Genomic DNA, 16,356 nt, shown 5'->3' on the forward strand with positions numbered 1-16,356 from the left:
AAAGGTCCCCCATGGCACCGCGCATCCTGCTGGCCCGGCACGGACAGACGCAGTGGTCGCTGTCCGGAAAGCACACCGGCAGGACCGACGTGCCCCTTCTGGAGGAGGGGCGGCGGGGGGCGAAACTGCTCGGCGAGCGGCTGCACCGGGCGCCGTTCGACGGGCTCCCGGACGTCGAGGTGCGCACCAGCCCGCTGGCACGCGCGCGCGAGACGTGCGAACTCGCCGGTTTCGGTGAGCGGGCCGAGCGCTGGGACACGCTCATGGAGTGGGACTACGGCGCGTACGAGGGCATGACCCCGGCCCGCATCCAGGAGGCCCGGCCCGGCTGGCTCATCTGGCGCGACGGCGTTCCCGAGGGGGAGTCCCTGGCCGAGGTGACCGCCCGCGCGGACGAGGTCGTCGCCTGGGCGCGGTCGGCCGACCGGGACGTCCTGGTCTTCGCGCACGGGCACATCCTCCGGTCCATCGGGGCGCGGTGGCTGGGGCTGCCGCTGGACTTCGCGGCGCGGATCCGGCTGAATCCGACGTCGCTGTCGGTGCTGGGGTGGGCCTACGGAGAGCCGGCCATCGAGAGCTGGAACGACTCGGGGCACCTGGCGGGGTGACGGACGCTCACTCGTCGCCGCCGGGGGGTCGGGTTCGTCTGCCCGCGCCGGCGGGGTGCCGCCGCGCCTCTCCCGGAGGGGCACCCCTTCGCCCCAGCGGCCCGGCTGCCCGCGGTCACGCCTGACGCGGCGACGACGCGTGTCTCTCCAGGAACTCCTGCACCCCGCTCGCCCGCCGGTGCGGCGCCAGCACCCTCGCCGTGCCCGCCAGCATCCCCTGGATCCGCGACGACTGGACCTGGCCCAGCAGGTCCAGCACCCGCATCCCGGCCACCGCGGCCTCGTCGGGCCGGCCGCCCCGGGCCAGGTCGTCCGCCAGCTCGGCGGTGTACAGCGCGATGTTGCGGGTGAAGTGCGGGTCCTGCAGATCCGCCGCCCGCCTGGCGTGCCGTGCCGCACGCGTCCAGTCGCCCAGCGTGGACCAGCACTGCGCCTCGAGACCCGCCAGCTCGGCCTCGCCGTAGAAGCTCATCCACTCGGGATCGGTGTCCAAGGAGCCCCGTTCGTAGAGGGCGTGCGCCCGGACCAGGGCCTGTTCGCAGCCGGCCCGGTCGGCGAGCCCGGCCCAGCCGCCCGCCTCGCGCAGCGCGAGCAGCGACATCAGACGCGGTGAGCCCAGGGGACGTGCGACGCGCTGGGCGGCCTGCGCGGCGCGCACCGCCTCGCGGGGGCGCCCCGCGTCGCGCGCGAGGAACGAGGTGTTGCAGAACGCGTGCGCCTCCAGCGCCTCGTCGCCGGTCACCCGCGCGGTGGCGAGGGCCTCCGCGTAGTGCGAGCGGGCGTCGTCGAAGCGGCCCGAGTCGTGCGCCAGCCAGCCCACGGAGATCGCGAGTTCCCCGGCCCCCGAGTGCAGCCGGTCGGCGGTGGCCTGCCGGGTGGTGCCGGCGTCGAGGAGTGCGTAGGCCGCGCGCAGCGGGGCGGCCGCGCGCCGGTAGAGGCCGTCGGCGCCGTGCCGGTCGTCCAGCAGGCGGATCCTGCGGACCGCTTCTTCGAGGGCGCCCGCCTCGCTCGACCCGACGCGGCGCGCACGGCGCTCCGCCGCCGGGGCGAAGGGGGTCTCCCCGCTCGCGCGAAGCCGGGAGTGGGGGAGCCCGAGCCCCAGCGGGCCCAGCGAGGCGGCGGCCACCGTGGCGCCTCCGCCGGTCATGAATGCGCGACGCAGCACGTCGCTCTCCTCGTGGTTGTGGTGCGTGTCGTACGGGTCCTGCGTGTCATACGGTTCGCACGCCCCGCCTGTCTCACCGGCCTCCCGCGCCTCACCGAGGGTGAGCGCCGGGGTCGTGAGGTGCGCGCAGGGCGCGTCGTCGGCGCCACGGGCCCCGCGTCCGCGGACCGACGCGCGGGGCGCGAACCCCAGGTCGGTGAGCGTGCGGCCGGGGAACATGTGCAGGAACACCCGCTCGTACGCGTAGTTGGGGCAGCGGATCTCCCCCGCCTCGACCCGCCCGATGTAGCGCGCGTCGCAGCTGACCCGCTCGCCGATCTCGCGCGCGGCCCGTCGTACCAGTGCGGCGAACTCGGCCGGCGAGCGCTGTCCACGCAGGTGCCGGAAGGCGAGGTTGGGCCGTGGTGGCCGGTTGGGCCGGGGTGGGGTCACCGTTGACGACGCCATGGCCGGGTCCTCTCGTGCGAACCGTCGAACCATGCCGGGATCAGGATGAGTTCACCGCATTTCGGCGGTGATCACCCTGATGTCCGGCGAGCAAGAACGTACCTGCTGCGTTCGGCCCGCCATGCTGTGTTTGGCTACAAACCGGATTTCTCATCCCGGATCTGCCATGAACTGCCATCCTTTGTGGCTGACTTCCGCCGTAGCCGTTGACGCGGTGGTGCGTTGAATGCTGTGGACGACAAGCGGGCTGCGCGGTGGAGGCCGGGATGGACACCAGCCAGAGCAACGATCCTCGTACGCCGTCGGCGGCGGTGCCGTCGGGCACGGGGTGCGACCTCGTGACGGTGCCGACCCGGCAGGGGCTGGAGGCGGTCGACATCCTGCGCCGGGGCGCGGGGGAGACGGTGGGACCGGTCCTGCACGACGACGGCGACGACACCCTCTGCTTCCTGGTGCCGTTGGGCACCGCGGCCGCCTGGGACGTCCCGGGGAGCATCTGCACGGAGACCGACGGGCACCGGCTGAGACCCGACCCCGGGCCCCCGGTGGAGGGCCCGGACTGGCTGGTGCCGCCCGGTGAGGCGGACCTCGCGACGGACCCGGCGGTGCTGCGGCGGGCGCTGGGCGAGGCGGCACGGATGATCGAGGCGGCGGACAGCTGCCGGTGAGCCCGCCCGCGGGCCGGCTCCCCCACTTACGCAGGGCCGCAGACGCAGGGCGCCGGACCTCCGCCGGGGGTGCGCGCGGAGACCCCGCCGCCTGCGAAGATGCCCCCATGGCGAAGTCCAGGAACACCCGGCGTGAGCGCGGCGCCGACGCGGCTGCCGTCGTCGAGGCCGTCGACGGCGGACTCGCGCAGCTCCTGCCCGACCGGGACCGGGCGCGCGCCTTCACGCTGCTCATCGACGGTGCGCCGCAGTCGCACGTCGACCTCGACGACCCGGCGTACCTCTCCTTCGAGTACCAGCGCCGTCTCGGCCATGTCGTCGACCTCGCCGCACCCCCCGGCCGGCCGCTGCACGTCGTCCACCTCGGGGGCGGCGCGTTCACGCTCGCCCGGTACGTGGCCGGCACCCGCCCCCGCTCCACCCAGCAGGTCGTCGAGCGGGACGCGGCCCTCGTCCGGCTGGTGCGCCGGGAACTTCCCCTGGACCCGGGGGCGCGGATCAGGGTCCGGTCGACCGACGCGCGGGAAGGGCTCGGCAAGGTGCCGGACGGATGGGCGGACCTCGTCGTCGCCGACGTCTTCAGCGGCGCCCGCACCCCCGCCCACCTCACCTCGGCCGAGTTCCTCGACGAGGTCCGCAGGGCGCTGAAGCCCGGCGGTTTCTACGCCGCCAACGTCGCCGACGGCCCGCCCCTGGCCCATCTGCGCGGCCAGATCGCCACGGCCGCCGCCCGCTTCGCCGAGCTCGCCCTGGTCGCCGACCCGACCGTGCTCCGGGGGAAACGGTTCGGCAACGCCGTGCTCCTCGCCTCCGACCTCCCCCTGCCGGTCGCCGAACTGACCCGCCGGGCCGCCTCCGACCCGCACCCCGGCCGGGTCGAGCACGGCAGGGCACTGACCGACTTCACCGGGGGTGCCGTCCCGGTGACGGACGCCGCCGCGGTCGCCTCCCCGGCGCCACCGCCGTCGGTGTTCCGCTAGGGCTTGTCCGGCGGTATCGCACCGACGACTGTCCGGCGGACCGTACCGAAGACACGGGGCGGGCCCGGCCGGCGGGCCCGGCGTGGTGGGTTTTGTTGGGTTCCGGCTGTCAGAACGTCTGTACGTCGACCCGGGGCGGACCGTCGTGCCAGGTGCAGAAGACCGAGACCCGCTGCGCGCCCGAGGAGAAGTCCACCCGGATCCAGGACTCCGTCTTCCACACCTGGACCGACCAGCCGGCCGCAGGAGTGGCGGACACGAGGGTCGCGTAGGTCCGGTCCAGGTCGAGGACGACCCGGCCGCCGTCGGTCTCGTAGCTCTTGACGGTGCCGGAGGAGGCGCTCTCCGACGGGTCCGGGGCGACGGGCGTGCGGCTCGGCTTCGGGGACGGGACCGACCGGGACGGGGTGGGCGAGGAGGACGGGCTGGCGCTGGGGGAGGGCAGGGGCCCGGAGTTCCGGGTGGCCGAGGTCGCCTCCCCCGCCGTCAGCGGCAGGGCCCGCGGAGGGTCGTAGGCCGTGCCCGCCATCACCGTGTGGACACCCCACCACGACAGCGTGACCGCCGCGCCCGTGGCGAGCGACCAGGCCAGTACGTGTACGAGTCCTCTGCGCATCGCGGCCATCTTGCCTCACCCGCCCCACGGGTGTCGCAGGGGCGGCCCACCGGTCGTCCACGGAAGGGGAGTTGTCCACAGGCCCCGGCCGGGCTCCTCGGCATGGCGTACGGTGCGGCGCATGGCAAGTGTGCTCGTGGTCGAGGACGACCAGTTCGTCCGCTCGGCGCTCATCCGGCATCTGACCGACGCCTCGCACCTGGTGCGCAGCGTCGGGACGGCGCTGGAGGCGCTGCGCGAGGTCGCCCATTTCCGGTTCGACGTGGTGATCCTGGACCTCGGACTGCCCGATCTGGACGGCTCCGAGGCCCTGAAGATGCTGCGCGGCCTCACCGACGTGCCGGTCATCATCGCCACCGCACGCGACGACGAGACGGAGATCGTCCGCCTGCTGAACGCGGGCGCGGACGACTATCTGACCAAGCCGTTCTCGGTGGAGCACCTGTCGGCGCGGATGGCGGCGGTCCTGCGGCGGTCTCGGTCGGGCGCCGCGGAGGCCGCGCCCTCCAGCGTCCTGAGGGTCGGCGGTCTGACCGTCGACCCGCTGCGCCGCCAGGCCGACCTGGACGGCGTACGCCTCGACCTCACCCGCCGCGAGTTCGACCTGCTGGCCTTCCTGGCGGGCCGCCCGGGTGTCGTCGTCCCGCGCCGCGAGCTGCTCGCCGAGGTGTGGCAGCAGTCCTACGGCGACGACCAGACCATCGACGTCCATCTGTCCTGGCTGCGGCGGAAGCTGGGGGAGACCGCGGCCCGGCCCCGCTATCTGCACACCTTGCGGGGCGTCGGCGTGAAGCTCGAACCACCGGGGGAAGCGGGGCCGGCGCGATGAGATGGGCACTGGTCAAGGTCTGTCTGGCGGTCACCACGATGGTCGTGGTCGCCTTCGCCGTCCCCCTCGGTCTCGTCGTCAAGGAGATGGCCCGCGACCGCGCGTTCTCCAACGCCGAGCGGGAGGCCGCCGTGCTGGTCCCGGCCCTGTCCATCACCACCGACCGGGACCAGCTGGAGCGGGTGGTCGCCTCCGCCGGCTCGGACGACGGGATGGCCGTGCACCTGCCGGCGGGCGACGGCCGGACCGCCGTCGACCTGGGCCGACAGCGTGCCGCCGACGCCGACATCGCCGCCGTGCGGAAGCTGGGCCGCGTCTCCACCGCCGAGGTGCCCGGCGGCTCCGCGCTGCTCCAGCCGGTCGCGCTGAGCCTGGGGACCGTGGTCATCGAGGTGTACGTCCCCGAGTCCGAGGTCACCAACGGGGTCGGCACGGCGTGGGCGGTGCTGGCCGCCGTGGGGGTCGCGCTGGTCGTCGGCTCGGTCGCGGTCGCCGACCGGCTGGGCGTGCGGATGGTGCAGCCGGCGCGACGACTGGTCGAGGGGGCGCAAGAGTTGGGGGAGGGGAAGCTGGGGTCCCGGGTCCCGGAGGAGGGCCCGAGCGAACTGCGCCTGGCGGCGGTGGCGTTCAACGCGATGGCCGACCAGGTGGTGCAACTCCTCGCGAACGAGCGTGAGCTGGCGGCCGACCTGTCCCACCGTCTGCGCACCCCCCTGACGGTGCTCCGGCTCAACGCGGCCTCGCTCGGCGACTCCCCGGCGGCCGAGCAGACCCGGACGGCGGTGGCCCAGCTGGAGCGCGAGGTCGACGCGATCATCCGCACGGCTCGGGAGGCCAAGCCGCAGACGACGGCCCTCGGGCCCGGCGCCGGTTGCGACGCGGCCGAAGTGGTCCGGGAGCGGATGGCGTTCTGGTCGGCGCTCGCGGAGGACGAGGGCCGCAAGGTCCGCACGGCCGGTGTCGACCGCCCGGTCCGCATACCCGTGGCCCGCGCCGACCTGGCCGCCGCCCTGGACGCCCTCCTCGGCAACGTCTTCCGCCACACCGCGGAGGGCACCGCCTTCGCGGTCGACGTGCACAACGGCGAGGACGCGGTCATCGTCCTGGTCTCCGACGCGGGCCCCGGCATCCCCGACCCCGAGGCGGCGATGGCCCGCGGCCGCGGTTCGGGCAGCGAGGGCTCGACCGGCCTCGGCCTGGACATCGTCCGCCGCCTCGCGGAGTCCACCGGCGGGGACGTGCGCATCGGCTCGTCGGTGCTGGGCGGCACCGAGGTGCGGATCTGGATACAGCTGGACGGCCGCGAGCCCGTGCGCAGAGGACACCGGGGCACCGTCCGCCGCCGCAGACGGGTACTGGTCCGGTGACGCCGGAGAGCGGCGCGGGGAGATCGACTTCGATGGCGATGCGCGTGAACCCCGCGGGCGGGAACGGCTGGACGTCCGGGGACGCCTGACGGGGCTCGACCTTTAACCGCCCCCGATGCCTTGCTTAAGCGCGCCCTAAGATCCCCAACCCCCGCCCGTATCAGGCGTTTTGCCCCCTTCGGGCTCGCTAGCGTGCTGCCGCACCCCACCCCTGAGCAGTGAAGGCAGGCACGTCATGAGCACGCATCGGCGCAAGATCAGTGGCAGGAACAAGGTCATCGGGGGTGCCGTCGCCGCGGCCGTCGTGGGCGGCGGGGCCGTCCTCGTCGCCGGGACCGCGCAGGCGGCCGGGGTCGGCGCCGCGTACACCCGGACCAGTGACTGGTCCACGGGGTACACCGCGCAGTACGTCGTCACCAACAACAGCGGTGGCGCGAAGGCGGACTGGAAGCTGGAGTTCGATCTGCCGTCGGGCTCGGGACTCGGCTCTCTCTGGAACGGCGAGTCACGGGTGAGCGGCCGGCACGTCACGGTGACCCCGCCGAAGTGGGACACCGACGGGCTGGCCGCGGGGGAGTCGGTCACCGTCGGGTTCGTGGTCGACGGGGCCGGGGATCCGGTGGGTTGTCGCGTCGACGGGGCCGCGTGCTCGGCGGACCAGGGGGCCACGCCCGAGCCGAGCGGGCGGCCCACGCAGTCCCCGACGCCCACGCCGGGCCGGACGGTCACCGCCTCTCCCGCGCCGAGCACGAGCACGAGCGCCGACCCCGGGCCCGGGCCCGGCACCAGCGCCGGGCCCGGCACGGGCACCACCGCCTCCGCCGGCTTCGCGCCCTACGTCGACACCTCCCTCCACCCCGCCTTCGACCTTCTCGCGAGCGCCGCCGCGACCGGCGTCAAGGACTACAACCTGGCCTTCGTGACCGACGGCGGCGGCTGCACGCCGAAGTGGGGCGGGGTGACCGACCTCGCGTCCGACGGGGTGGCGTCCCAGATCGGCGCGCTGCGGGCCAAGGGCGGCGACGTCCGCGTCTCCTTCGGTGGCGCCAGCGGCTCGGAGCTGGCCACCACCTGCTCCTCGGCCGACGCGCTGGCGGCGGCGTACGGGAAGGTCGTGGACGCCTACCGGCTCACCAAGGTCGACTTCGACGTAGAGGGCGGGGCGCTGCCGAACGCCGCGGCGAACACACGCCGGGCGCAGGCCGTCGCCAAGCTCCAGCAGCAGCATCCGGGGCTGGACGTCTCCTTCACCCTCCCCGTCATGCCCGAGGGTCTGACCCAGGACGGAGTGAGTCTGCTCTCCACCGCGAAGGCCAACGGTGTGAAGGTCGCCACTGTGAATGTGATGGCCATGGACTACGGTCCGGCTTACAGCGGCGATATGGGCACATATGCCGAACAGGCGGCCACCGCGACGCAGGCACAGGTCAAGAGCGTGTTCGGGCTGAGTGACAGCGCTGCCTGGAAGGCGGTCGCGGTCACCCCCATGATCGGGGTGAACGACGTCGCCACCGAGGTCTTCAAGGTCGAGGACGCCACCCAGCTCGTCGCCTTCGCGAAGTCGAAGGGGCTCGCGTGGCTGTCGATGTGGTCGGCGACGCGGGACAGGCAGTGCCCCGGCGGGGCCAAGAACCAGGCAGACGCCACCTGCAGCTCGATCGTCCAGGGCGACTCCGCGTTCTCGAAGGCGTTCGCGGCCCTCAAGTGATCAAGGGAGTCGGTCGTAGGTGATCAATCGGACGATCAAGGTGTGTCGATTACGTTTCGACAAATGAAGCCGACTGCTCTTGACGCATGACCGGACATACGGCTGTTATTGCGCCACCCGATGTTCGGTCAAGTTGATTTCTGGTCGATTAAGACCGGAAGTCTTCAGCCAGCCCTCATGGCCGAACCTTGCTGTCAGGAGCCGCACATGCACGACCTCTCCCCCTCCGGCCGCCTCGCCCTCCCCTCCCCGAGCCGCCGCACCCTCCTGCGCGGCATAGGCGGCGCGGCCGTCCTCGGTGCCGGCATACCGCTGCTGTCCGCCTGCGGCGGCAGCGGCACCTCCTCCGACCCGAAGACGGTCACCCTCGGCTCCAACGCGTCCGACGCGGTCCCGAAGAAGGCCTTCGCCGAGATCTACGCGGCCTTCAAGAAGCAGTCGGGGATCACGGTCGACGTGAACACCAAGGACCACAACACGTTCCAGGAGCAGATCAACTCCTACCTCCAGGGCACCCCGGACGACGTGTTCAACTGGTTCGCCGGCTACCGGATGCAGTTCTTCGCGGCCAAGGGCCTCACCACCGCCATCGACGACGTGTGGGCGAAGATCGGGGACAACTTCCCCGACGCGATGAAGAAGCTCAGCAAGGGCGCGGACGGCAAGTACTACTTCGTGCCGCTGTACACGTACCCCTGGGCGCTCTTCTACCGCAAGAGCGTCTTCGAGCAGCACGGCTACACCGTCCCCACCACCTGGGACCAGCTCGTCGCCCTGTGCAAGCAGATGAAGAAGGACGGGCTCACCCCGATCGCCTTCGGCGACAAGGACGCCTGGCCGGCGATGGGCACCTTCGACCAGATCAACTTCCGGCTGAACGGCTACGACTTCCACGTCGAGCTGATGGCGGGCAAGGCCTCCTGGACCGACGCCAAGGTGAAGGCCGCCTTCGACCACTGGGCCGAGCTGCTGCCGTACCACCAGGAGGGCTCGCTCGGCCGCACCTGGCAGGACGCCGCCCAGACGCTGGTGTCGAAGAAGGCGGGCATGTACCTGCTGGGCTCCTTCGTGGCGCAGCAGTTCACGAACAAGGCAGACCTGGACGACCTGGACTTCTTCGCCTTCCCGGAGATCAACCCGGAGTTCGGCCAGGACACCGTCGAGGCGCCCACCGACGGCTTCATGGTCAGCAAGAGCCCGAAGAACAAGGAGGGTGTCGCCAAGCTCCTGGAGTACCTGGGTACCCCGGAGGCCGAGTCGATCTACCTCAAGGCCGACTCCAGCGTCGTCGCCGCCTCCAGCAAGGCCGACACCTCCTCGTACACCGCCCTGCAGAAGAAGGCGTACGACATGATCAGCGGGGCGAAGAGCCTCACGCAGTTCATGGACCGCGACAGCCGCCCGGACTTCACCTCCACGGTGATGCAGCCGGCCCTGCAGAAGTTCGTCCGCGACCCCAAGGGGATCGACAGCCTGCTCACCTCGATCGAGCGCCAGAAGAAGACGATCTTCGCATCCTCGTGAGCGAGGGTCCTTCCAGCGACATGAGCATCGACACCACGAAGACCCAGGAGGCGGCCGCCGTGCCGCCTCCGGGCGCCGCATCCCCGAAGAAGCGGGTCGCGCAGGGCCACCGGCGCCTGCTGACCCGCCGCGACCGGCTCACGCTCGGCCTGATGGCCGGTGTGCCGACGATCCTGCACGTGACCCTTGTCTGGGTCACGGCCCTCGCCTCCATCGCCCTTGCCTTCACCACCTGGGACGGCATCGGCTTCGACTCCATCACGTGGGTGGGGCTGGACAACTTCAAGGAGCTGTTCACCAACAACCCGCAGTTCTGGCCCGCCGTCCAGCACAACGTCGTCTGGTTCGTCGTGCTGATCCTGATCCCGACCCCGCTCGGGCTCTTCCTCGCCGTCCAGCTGGACAAGAAGATCCGCTTCAGCCGCGTCTACCAGACCGCGTTCTTCCTGCCCGTCGTGGTCTCGCTCGCGGTCACCGGGTTCGTCTGGCAGCTGGTCTACAACCCCGACACCGGCCTGATCAACAGCATCATCGGGGCCAACAGGCCCGGCCACTACATCGACTGGATCGGCGACCCGAACCTCAACCTGTGGGCCGTCCTGGTCGCCGCCTGCTGGCGGCACACCGGCTACATGATGATCCTCTACCTGGCCGGCCTGAAGGGCGTCGATCCGTCCCTGCGCGAGGCCTCCTCGCTGGACGGCGCCAACGAGTGGCAGACGTTCAAGAACGTCATCTTCCCGACCCTGCGCCCCACGAACACGGTGGTGCTCGTGGTGACGATCATCGAGGCGCTGCGCGCCTTCGACCTGGTCTTCGTCTTCAACAAGGGCGCCCAGGGCACCGAACTGCTCTCGATCCTGGTCACCAACAACATCATCGGCGAGTCCAGCCGCATCGGATACGGCTCGGCGATCGCCGTGGTCCTGCTGGTGATCTCCCTCGCCGTGATCATCCCCTACCTGATCTCGACCTTCCGGAAGGAGCGGAGCGCATGAGCACCACCGTGACCCTGACCAAGCGCACACCCGTGCGCCCCGCCCGGATCCTGCTGCACGCCTTCCTCGTCGTGACGGCCCTGGCCTGGCTGGCCCCGCTGCTGTGGGCGCTGTTCGCGGCCCTGCGCCCCTACGCGGAGACCAGCGAGAAGGGCTATGTCTCCTGGCCCGACAAACTCAGCCCGGACAACTTCACCAACGCCTTCCAGCAGTCCGACATGCTGCACTACTTCGGGAACACGCTGCTCATCGCGGTCCCTGCGGTGCTGCTGACACTGCTGCTGTCGTCGATGGTCGCCTTCTACGTCAGCCGCTTCGACTTCCGGGTCAACCTCTTCCTGCTGCTGGTCTTCACGGCCGGCAACCTCCTCCCGCAGCAGGTGATCATCACCCCGCTGTACCGCATGTACCTGCTCATCGACCTGCCCGGCATCACCATGAGCGGCAAGCTCTACGACTCCGCGCTCGGCCTGGTCCTCATCCACGTGGCGTTCCAGTCCGGCTTCTGCGCCTTCGTGCTGAGCAACTACATGCGCATGCTCCCGCACGAGCTGACCGAGGCCGCCCTCGTCGACGGCGCCTCCGTGTGGCGCCTGTACTGGCAGATCGTGCTGCCGCTGTGCAGGCCCGCGATGGCCGCCCTGGCGACCCTGCTGTCCATCTGGATCTACAACGACTTCTTCTGGGCGATCGTGCTGATCTCCACCGGCGAGAACATGCCGATCACCTCGGCCCTCAACAACCTCTCGGGTCAGTACTTCACCGACCCCAACCTGGTCGCCGCCGGTGCCCTGCTCACCGCGATCCCCACCCTGATCGTGTACTTCGCGCTCCAGCGCCAGTTCGTCAGCGGCCTCACCCTCGGCGCCAACAAGGGCTGACGCCCCCCTTCGCGAAAGAGACCCCCGTGCACCACCCCTTCACCCCGGTGGCCTCCGTCCCCGTGGACCCGCGGCGTGCCCGTGTCCACGAGGAAGGCTGGCAGTCCTGGAGCCCGAGCGGCGCGTACGCCCTCGACGCGCGCCCCCACCGCCCGGCCAACGCCAACTGGGCGACCGTCTGCCACCGCCCCGGGGTCACCGTCCCCGCCGGGGTCTTCCAGGGGGAGGGCCTGCTCGCCCTCGACCCCGGCGACGGCTCACCGGTCCGCCTGTGGGCCGCCCCGGACCCGGTGCGCGAGGTGCCGTCGATCCGCCTCGTGCCGGCCGGACCGGTGGCGGAGATCAGCGCCGACGGCCCGGTGAAGGAGTACACGGGCACGGACATCCAGGCGCTGCTCGCCGACTGGGCCACCGGCCTCGGCCTCGCGGCCCCCCGCCCGGCGCCCACCGTGTGGTGCTCCTGGTACGAGTACTTCACCGAGGTCACCGAGGACGACATCCACGAGAACCTCCGCGCGATGGACACCCTCGACCTGCCCGTCGACGTGGTCCAGATCGACGACGGCTACCAGAAGGCGCTCGGCGACTGGCTCACCCTCTCGGGCCGCTTCCGCTCCCGCGCGCAGATCGCGGACGCCATCCGCGCCCGGGGCCGCCGCGCCGGCATCTGGACGGCACCCTTCCTGGTCGACCCGGGCAGCGACCTCGCCGCCGGACACCCCGACTGGCTGGTCCGCTCGGCCGACGCCGGCTTCGCGCACGCCGGCCGCAACTGGGGCCACGACCTGCGCGTCCTCGACACCACCCACCCCGGGGCGGCGGCGTACCTCACGGACGTCTTCCGCACCCTGCGCGCCGAGGGCTACGACTACTTCAAGGTCGACTTCCTCTACGCGGGCGCGCTGGACGGCGTACGGCACGCGTCCGTCGACGCGCTCACCGCGTACCGTGAGGGCGTCGCGCTGATCCGGGAGGCCATCGGCCCGGACTCCTACCTCCTGGGCTGCGGTGCTCCGGTCCTCCCCTCGCTCGGCCTGTTCGACGCCATGCGGGTCAGCTCCGACACGGCACCGCACCGCCGCCCCGAGGCCGGCGATCACAGCCGGCCCGGGCAGGACGCCGCCGAGTTCACCGGTGCCGCCCGCCAGTGGCAGCACGGCCGTCTCTGGATCAACGACCCCGACTGCCTGATGGCCCGTCCGGCGGTGGAGACCCGGGAGCGGTGGGCGGCGCACGTGGAGGCGACGGGCGGCCTGATGGCGTCCAGCGACCGGCTGCTCTCCCTGGACGTGTGGGGCGTGGACACCACGCGCCGTCTGCTGTCGGGAGGCGAGTGATGGAGCGCGCGCTGAAGGTCCCCGGTATCGCGTACGGCGGTGACTACAACCCCGAGCAGTGGCCCGAGGAGGTCTGGGCCGAGGACGTGCGCCTCATGGCCGAGGCCGGGGTGAACATGGTCAGCGTCAATATCTTCTCCTGGGCGCTGCTGGAGCCCGCCGAGGGCGAGTACGACTTCTCGCGCCTCGACCGCGTCCTCGACATGCTGTACGCCCACGGCATCGCCGCCGACCTGGCCACCCCGACGGCGGCCCCGCCGGCCTGGTTCTTCAAGGCCCACCCCGAGGCACTGCCGGTGGACCGGGACGGCCGCGGACTGTCGTACGGCAGCCGGCAGACGTTCTGCCCGTCGAGCCCCGCCTACCGCGAGGCCGTCCTGCGGATCGTCCGCGCGCTCGGCGAGCGCTACGCCGGCCATCCCGCCGTCGTCATGTGGCACATCCACAACGAGTACGGCTGCCACAACGCGGAGTGCCACTGCGACACCAGCGCGCAGGCGTTCCGCCGCTGGCTGCGGGCCAGGTACGGCGACGACCTGGCGGCGCTCAACGACGCCTGGGGCACCACCTTCTGGAGCCAGTGGTACTACGACTGGGACGAGATCGTCCCGCCGCGCGCCACGGGCGCGGTGCCGAACCCGACCCACCGGCTGGACTGGCGCCGCTTCTGCAGCGACGAGCTGCTGTCGCTGTACAAGGCCGAGCGGGAGATCCTGGCGGAGGCGGCACCGGCCGTCCCGGCCACGACCAACTTCATGGTGATGTACAACTTCGACGCGCTGGACTACTGGCGCTGGGCGCCGGAGCTGGACATCGTCTCGAACGACCACTACCTGCGGTCGACCGACCCCGAGTCGGAGATCGACATCGCGCTGAGCGGTGACCTCGTGCGCTCCCTCGCGGGCGGCCCCTGGCTGCTGATGGAGCACTCGACGGGCGCGGTGAACTGGCAGCCCGTCAACCGGGCCAAGACACCGGGCGAGTTGCGGCGCAACGCGCTCGCCCATGTGGCGCGCGGCGCCGACGGCATCGCGTACTTCCAGTGGCGGGCGGCGAAGGCGGGCGCCGAGCAGTGGCACTCGGCGATGCTGCCGCACGCGGGCACGGACAGCGCGATCTGGCGGGACGTGGTGGCGCTGGGCGCGGACCTGAGGGCACTGGCCGAGGTGCGCGGCAGCACGGGCACCGCCGAGACGGCGATCGTGTGGGACTGGGACGCGAAGTGGGCGCTGGAGATGCCCTCGCAGCCCAGCGAGCGGGTGCGGTACCTGGAGCTGGTCCGCTCCTGGTACGAGCCGCTGTGGCGGGCGGGCGTCGCCGTGGACTTCGTACGCCCGGACGCGGACCTGTCGGCGTACCGCCTGGTCCTGGCCCCGAGCCTGTACCTGGTGGACGACGCGGGAGCCGCGAACCTCACCGGTTTCGCCGAGCGCGGCGGCACGCTGGTGGTGGGCTTCCACAGCGGGGCGGTGGACGAGAACTGCCATGTGCGGCTCGGGGGTTACCCGGGCGCGTTCCGGGAGGCGCTGGGCGTGCGGACGGACGAGCTGTTCCCGCTGCTGCCCGGCGAGACGGTCGGCCTGGACGCCGGCGGCAGCGGCTCGCTGTGGTCGGAGCGGGTCCGGCCGGCCGGTGCGCAGGTCGTGTCCTCGTACACCGAAGGCCCCCTGGCGGGTGGCCCGGCGATCACCCGTCACGGCTACGGCACGGGCACCGCCTGGTATGTCGCCACCCTGCCGGACCCGGAGACCCTGGCCGCGCTGCTGGACCGGATCAGGGCGGAGTCGGGCGTGCGGCCGGTGGTGGACGCAGTGCTGCCGCCCGGTGTGGAGGCGGTGCGGCGGCGGGGCGCCGACGCCGACTACCTCTTCCTGATCGACCACGGCGGGGCGGGGGCGCGGGTCGCCGTCGCGGACCAGGCGGTCGAACTCCTCGGCGGCACACCGGTGACGGACGGCTCGGTCCCGGTGCCCCCGGGCGGCGTCGTGGTCGTACGGGAGCCGCGCGCCGCGTAGGCGGACCAAGGCCCCCTTGTCGCCGGCCGGGGGGCCTCCTACCCTGCTCTTCCCACGTGTGTCACCCGTCGGCGAGGGGGGAGCTGCGTTGGCCACGGCGCCGTCCGACGAAGAGGTGCTCCGGGCCGTCGAACGGCGGGTGTCCCGGCCCGGCGTCACCACCCGGCTCACCGTGCCGGGCGCCGCGGCGCTGTCCTGGCAGTCGGTGTTCGCGTGCCGGATCGTGCGGTCGATCGAGCGGCGGGTGGAGCGGGGACGGCGGGTCAAGGGCCGGCCGAGCGGCCTCGCGAACCGGCCGACGTACACCGATCTCGGCGCGTACCCGGTGAAGCCGCCCGCTGATCCGGCGACCCCCCGGCGGCTCGAACTCGTCCGGGAGGACTCCCTCGCGCAGGAGCCGTGCGGTGACTGCGTGGACGGCAGGAAGGACTGCGCGGCCTGCGCCGGCCGGGGCGGCCGTGCCTGCCCCCGTCACCTCGAGTGCGACGCGTGCCACGGCGGCCCCGACGCGTGCTGGGAGTGCGACGGTACGGGCCATCCGCGCACCCGCCGCCCCCGGGCGGCCCGCGCCCGCCCCGAGGACGGCAGGGAACGGGCCGCCTGCAAACGCTGCCGGCGACCGGACGTGGCCTGCCCGAAGTGCCTGGGGGAACGACAGATCACCTGCACCGTCTGCAAGGGGACCGGGTTCGCCGGGTGCGGCGCGTGCAAGGGGGCGAAACGCCTCCGGCACGAGGAGTGCGGCGGCACCGGCCGCTTCACCGTGTGGACCGAGGGCGTCGTGACCCACACCCCCTCCGTCGACGAGATCCCGCCGGTGTACCCGCCGTTCAGCAAGCTGAAGAAGGGGCAGTGGCGCACCGCGGAGCTGACCGGCGCCGACGCCGCCCTTCCGGACTTCCTGGAGGACGTCCACCTCGAGCGGGCCGCGCCCCTCCTGGCGGTCGAGGAGGGGGAGGTCGCCCGCCGTGTGACGCTGCGCCACCTCCCTCTCGCCCGCGTCGAACTCACCAGCGACCCGGACCGTGTCTACTACGCGTTCCCCGATCTCACCGGTGGGATCGAGGTCATCGGCCGCCCCAGCAGACAGCGCCTGACGGCCCTGGCGTGGGCGGCCTTCGCGCTCGCCGCCCTCGCGGCCGTGGTGACGCTGACCGTGCTGCGGTGACGTGGGAGGGTCGGCCGCGCCCCGGAATCGCCGGGGCGCGGCAGG

The 16,356-nt window shown here is 72.3% G+C and carries 14 protein-coding genes; 12 read left to right on the forward strand and 2 right to left on the reverse strand.

Features of this window, described 5'->3' with window-relative positions:
- Nucleotides 1–11: 11 nt before the first annotated feature.
- Nucleotides 12–608 (forward strand): histidine phosphatase family protein, encoded by a 597-nt coding sequence (locus ACFY30_RS38015; RefSeq protein ID WP_390849713.1) that lies wholly within the window; start codon nt 12–14, stop codon nt 606–608.
- Between the two features lie 115 nt (nt 609–723).
- Here ACFY30_RS38015 and ACFY30_RS38020 read toward each other — a convergent pair whose 3' ends face one another.
- A complete protein-coding gene (locus tag ACFY30_RS38020; protein WP_390849714.1) occupies nt 724–2,220 on the reverse strand; it encodes a hypothetical protein in 1,497 nt (498 codons plus the stop codon).
- A 266-nt stretch (nt 2,221–2,486) separates the two neighbouring features.
- Between ACFY30_RS38020 and ACFY30_RS38025 the strand changes: the two genes are divergently transcribed.
- The gene (locus ACFY30_RS38025) at nt 2,487–2,888 is read left to right on the forward strand and encodes a hypothetical protein (RefSeq protein ID WP_390849715.1); all 402 of its coding nucleotides are present in this window, start codon (nt 2,487–2,489) and stop codon (nt 2,886–2,888) included.
- Nucleotides 2,889–2,995: 107 nt separating this feature from the next.
- Nucleotides 2,996–3,868: a spermidine synthase gene (locus ACFY30_RS38030; protein WP_390849716.1), complete on the forward strand. Its 873-nt coding sequence runs from the start codon at nt 2,996–2,998 to the stop codon at nt 3,866–3,868.
- A gap of 109 nt (nt 3,869–3,977) precedes the next feature.
- On the opposite strand, the gene ACFY30_RS38035 is transcribed toward ACFY30_RS38030, so the two are convergent.
- Complete coding sequence (locus ACFY30_RS38035; RefSeq protein WP_390849717.1) at nt 3,978–4,484, reverse strand: hypothetical protein; 507 nt, start codon at nt 4,482–4,484, stop codon at nt 3,978–3,980.
- 121 nt (nt 4,485–4,605) lie between these two features.
- On the opposite strand from ACFY30_RS38035, the gene ACFY30_RS38040 reads away from it, so the two are divergent.
- The 9 genes from ACFY30_RS38040 to ACFY30_RS38080 all read left to right on the forward strand — a co-directional run bounded on the left by ACFY30_RS38040 (nt 4,606) and on the right by ACFY30_RS38080 (nt 16,311).
- The gene (locus ACFY30_RS38040; RefSeq protein WP_390849718.1) at nt 4,606–5,313 is read left to right on the forward strand and encodes a response regulator transcription factor; all 708 of its coding nucleotides are present in this window, start codon (nt 4,606–4,608) and stop codon (nt 5,311–5,313) included.
- On the forward strand, nt 5,310–6,680 hold the full coding sequence (locus tag ACFY30_RS38045; RefSeq protein WP_390849719.1) for a sensor histidine kinase: 1,371 nt from the start codon (nt 5,310–5,312) through the stop codon (nt 6,678–6,680). Before ACFY30_RS38040 ends, ACFY30_RS38045 begins: the two co-directional genes overlap by 4 nt.
- A 235-nt stretch (nt 6,681–6,915) precedes the next feature.
- Nucleotides 6,916–8,388, forward strand: a complete 1,473-nt coding sequence (locus ACFY30_RS38050) for a cellulose binding domain-containing protein (RefSeq protein WP_390849720.1) — start codon at nt 6,916–6,918, stop codon at nt 8,386–8,388.
- A gap of 207 nt (nt 8,389–8,595) precedes the next feature.
- Entirely contained in the window at nt 8,596–9,912 is a 1,317-nt protein-coding gene (locus ACFY30_RS38055; RefSeq protein WP_390849721.1) for an ABC transporter substrate-binding protein, read from the forward strand.
- 20 nt (nt 9,913–9,932) lie between these two features.
- Nucleotides 9,933–10,910, forward strand: coding sequence for a carbohydrate ABC transporter permease (locus ACFY30_RS38060; RefSeq protein WP_390849722.1), 978 nt, complete (start codon nt 9,933–9,935; stop codon nt 10,908–10,910).
- Complete coding sequence (locus ACFY30_RS38065) at nt 10,907–11,791, forward strand: carbohydrate ABC transporter permease (RefSeq protein WP_390849723.1); 885 nt, start codon at nt 10,907–10,909, stop codon at nt 11,789–11,791. Before ACFY30_RS38060 ends, ACFY30_RS38065 begins: the two co-directional genes overlap by 4 nt.
- A 26-nt stretch (nt 11,792–11,817) precedes the next feature.
- Nucleotides 11,818–13,128: a glycoside hydrolase family 36 protein gene (locus ACFY30_RS38070; RefSeq protein WP_390849724.1), complete on the forward strand. Its 1,311-nt coding sequence runs from the start codon at nt 11,818–11,820 to the stop codon at nt 13,126–13,128.
- On the forward strand, nt 13,128–15,143 hold the full coding sequence (locus ACFY30_RS38075) for a beta-galactosidase (protein WP_390849725.1): 2,016 nt from the start codon (nt 13,128–13,130) through the stop codon (nt 15,141–15,143). The genes ACFY30_RS38070 and ACFY30_RS38075 overlap by 1 nt, the downstream gene beginning before the upstream one ends.
- Nucleotides 15,144–15,231: 88 nt before the next feature.
- Nucleotides 15,232–16,311 (forward strand): hypothetical protein, encoded by a 1,080-nt coding sequence (locus tag ACFY30_RS38080; protein WP_390849726.1) that lies wholly within the window; start codon nt 15,232–15,234, stop codon nt 16,309–16,311.
- The last annotated feature ends 45 nt before the right edge of the window (nt 16,312–16,356 follow it).

This window comes from Streptomyces sp. NPDC000345 (assembly GCF_042898825.1).
Lineage (GTDB): Bacteria > Actinomycetota > Actinomycetes > Streptomycetales > Streptomycetaceae > Streptomyces.

What these genes read in the sequence shown, in the direction of transcription:
- ACFY30_RS38015 (WP_390849713.1), top strand. Translation starts at nt 12, where the DNA reads ATGGCACCGCGCATCCTGCTGGCCCGGCACGGACAGACGCAGTGGTCG.
- ACFY30_RS38020 (WP_390849714.1), bottom strand. Translation starts at nt 2,220, where the DNA reads ATGGCGTCGTCAACGGTGACCCCACCCCGGCCCAACCGGCCACCACGG.
- ACFY30_RS38025 (WP_390849715.1), top strand. Translation starts at nt 2,487, where the DNA reads ATGGACACCAGCCAGAGCAACGATCCTCGTACGCCGTCGGCGGCGGTG.
- ACFY30_RS38030 (WP_390849716.1), top strand. Translation starts at nt 2,996, where the DNA reads ATGGCGAAGTCCAGGAACACCCGGCGTGAGCGCGGCGCCGACGCGGCT.
- ACFY30_RS38035 (WP_390849717.1), bottom strand. Translation starts at nt 4,484, where the DNA reads ATGCGCAGAGGACTCGTACACGTACTGGCCTGGTCGCTCGCCACGGGC.
- ACFY30_RS38040 (WP_390849718.1), top strand. Translation starts at nt 4,606, where the DNA reads ATGGCAAGTGTGCTCGTGGTCGAGGACGACCAGTTCGTCCGCTCGGCG.
- ACFY30_RS38045 (WP_390849719.1), top strand. Translation starts at nt 5,310, where the DNA reads ATGAGATGGGCACTGGTCAAGGTCTGTCTGGCGGTCACCACGATGGTC.
- ACFY30_RS38050 (WP_390849720.1), top strand. Translation starts at nt 6,916, where the DNA reads ATGAGCACGCATCGGCGCAAGATCAGTGGCAGGAACAAGGTCATCGGG.
- ACFY30_RS38055 (WP_390849721.1), top strand. Translation starts at nt 8,596, where the DNA reads ATGCACGACCTCTCCCCCTCCGGCCGCCTCGCCCTCCCCTCCCCGAGC.
- ACFY30_RS38060 (WP_390849722.1), top strand. Translation starts at nt 9,933, where the DNA reads ATGAGCATCGACACCACGAAGACCCAGGAGGCGGCCGCCGTGCCGCCT.
- ACFY30_RS38065 (WP_390849723.1), top strand. Translation starts at nt 10,907, where the DNA reads ATGAGCACCACCGTGACCCTGACCAAGCGCACACCCGTGCGCCCCGCC.
- ACFY30_RS38075 (WP_390849725.1), top strand. Translation starts at nt 13,128, where the DNA reads ATGGAGCGCGCGCTGAAGGTCCCCGGTATCGCGTACGGCGGTGACTAC.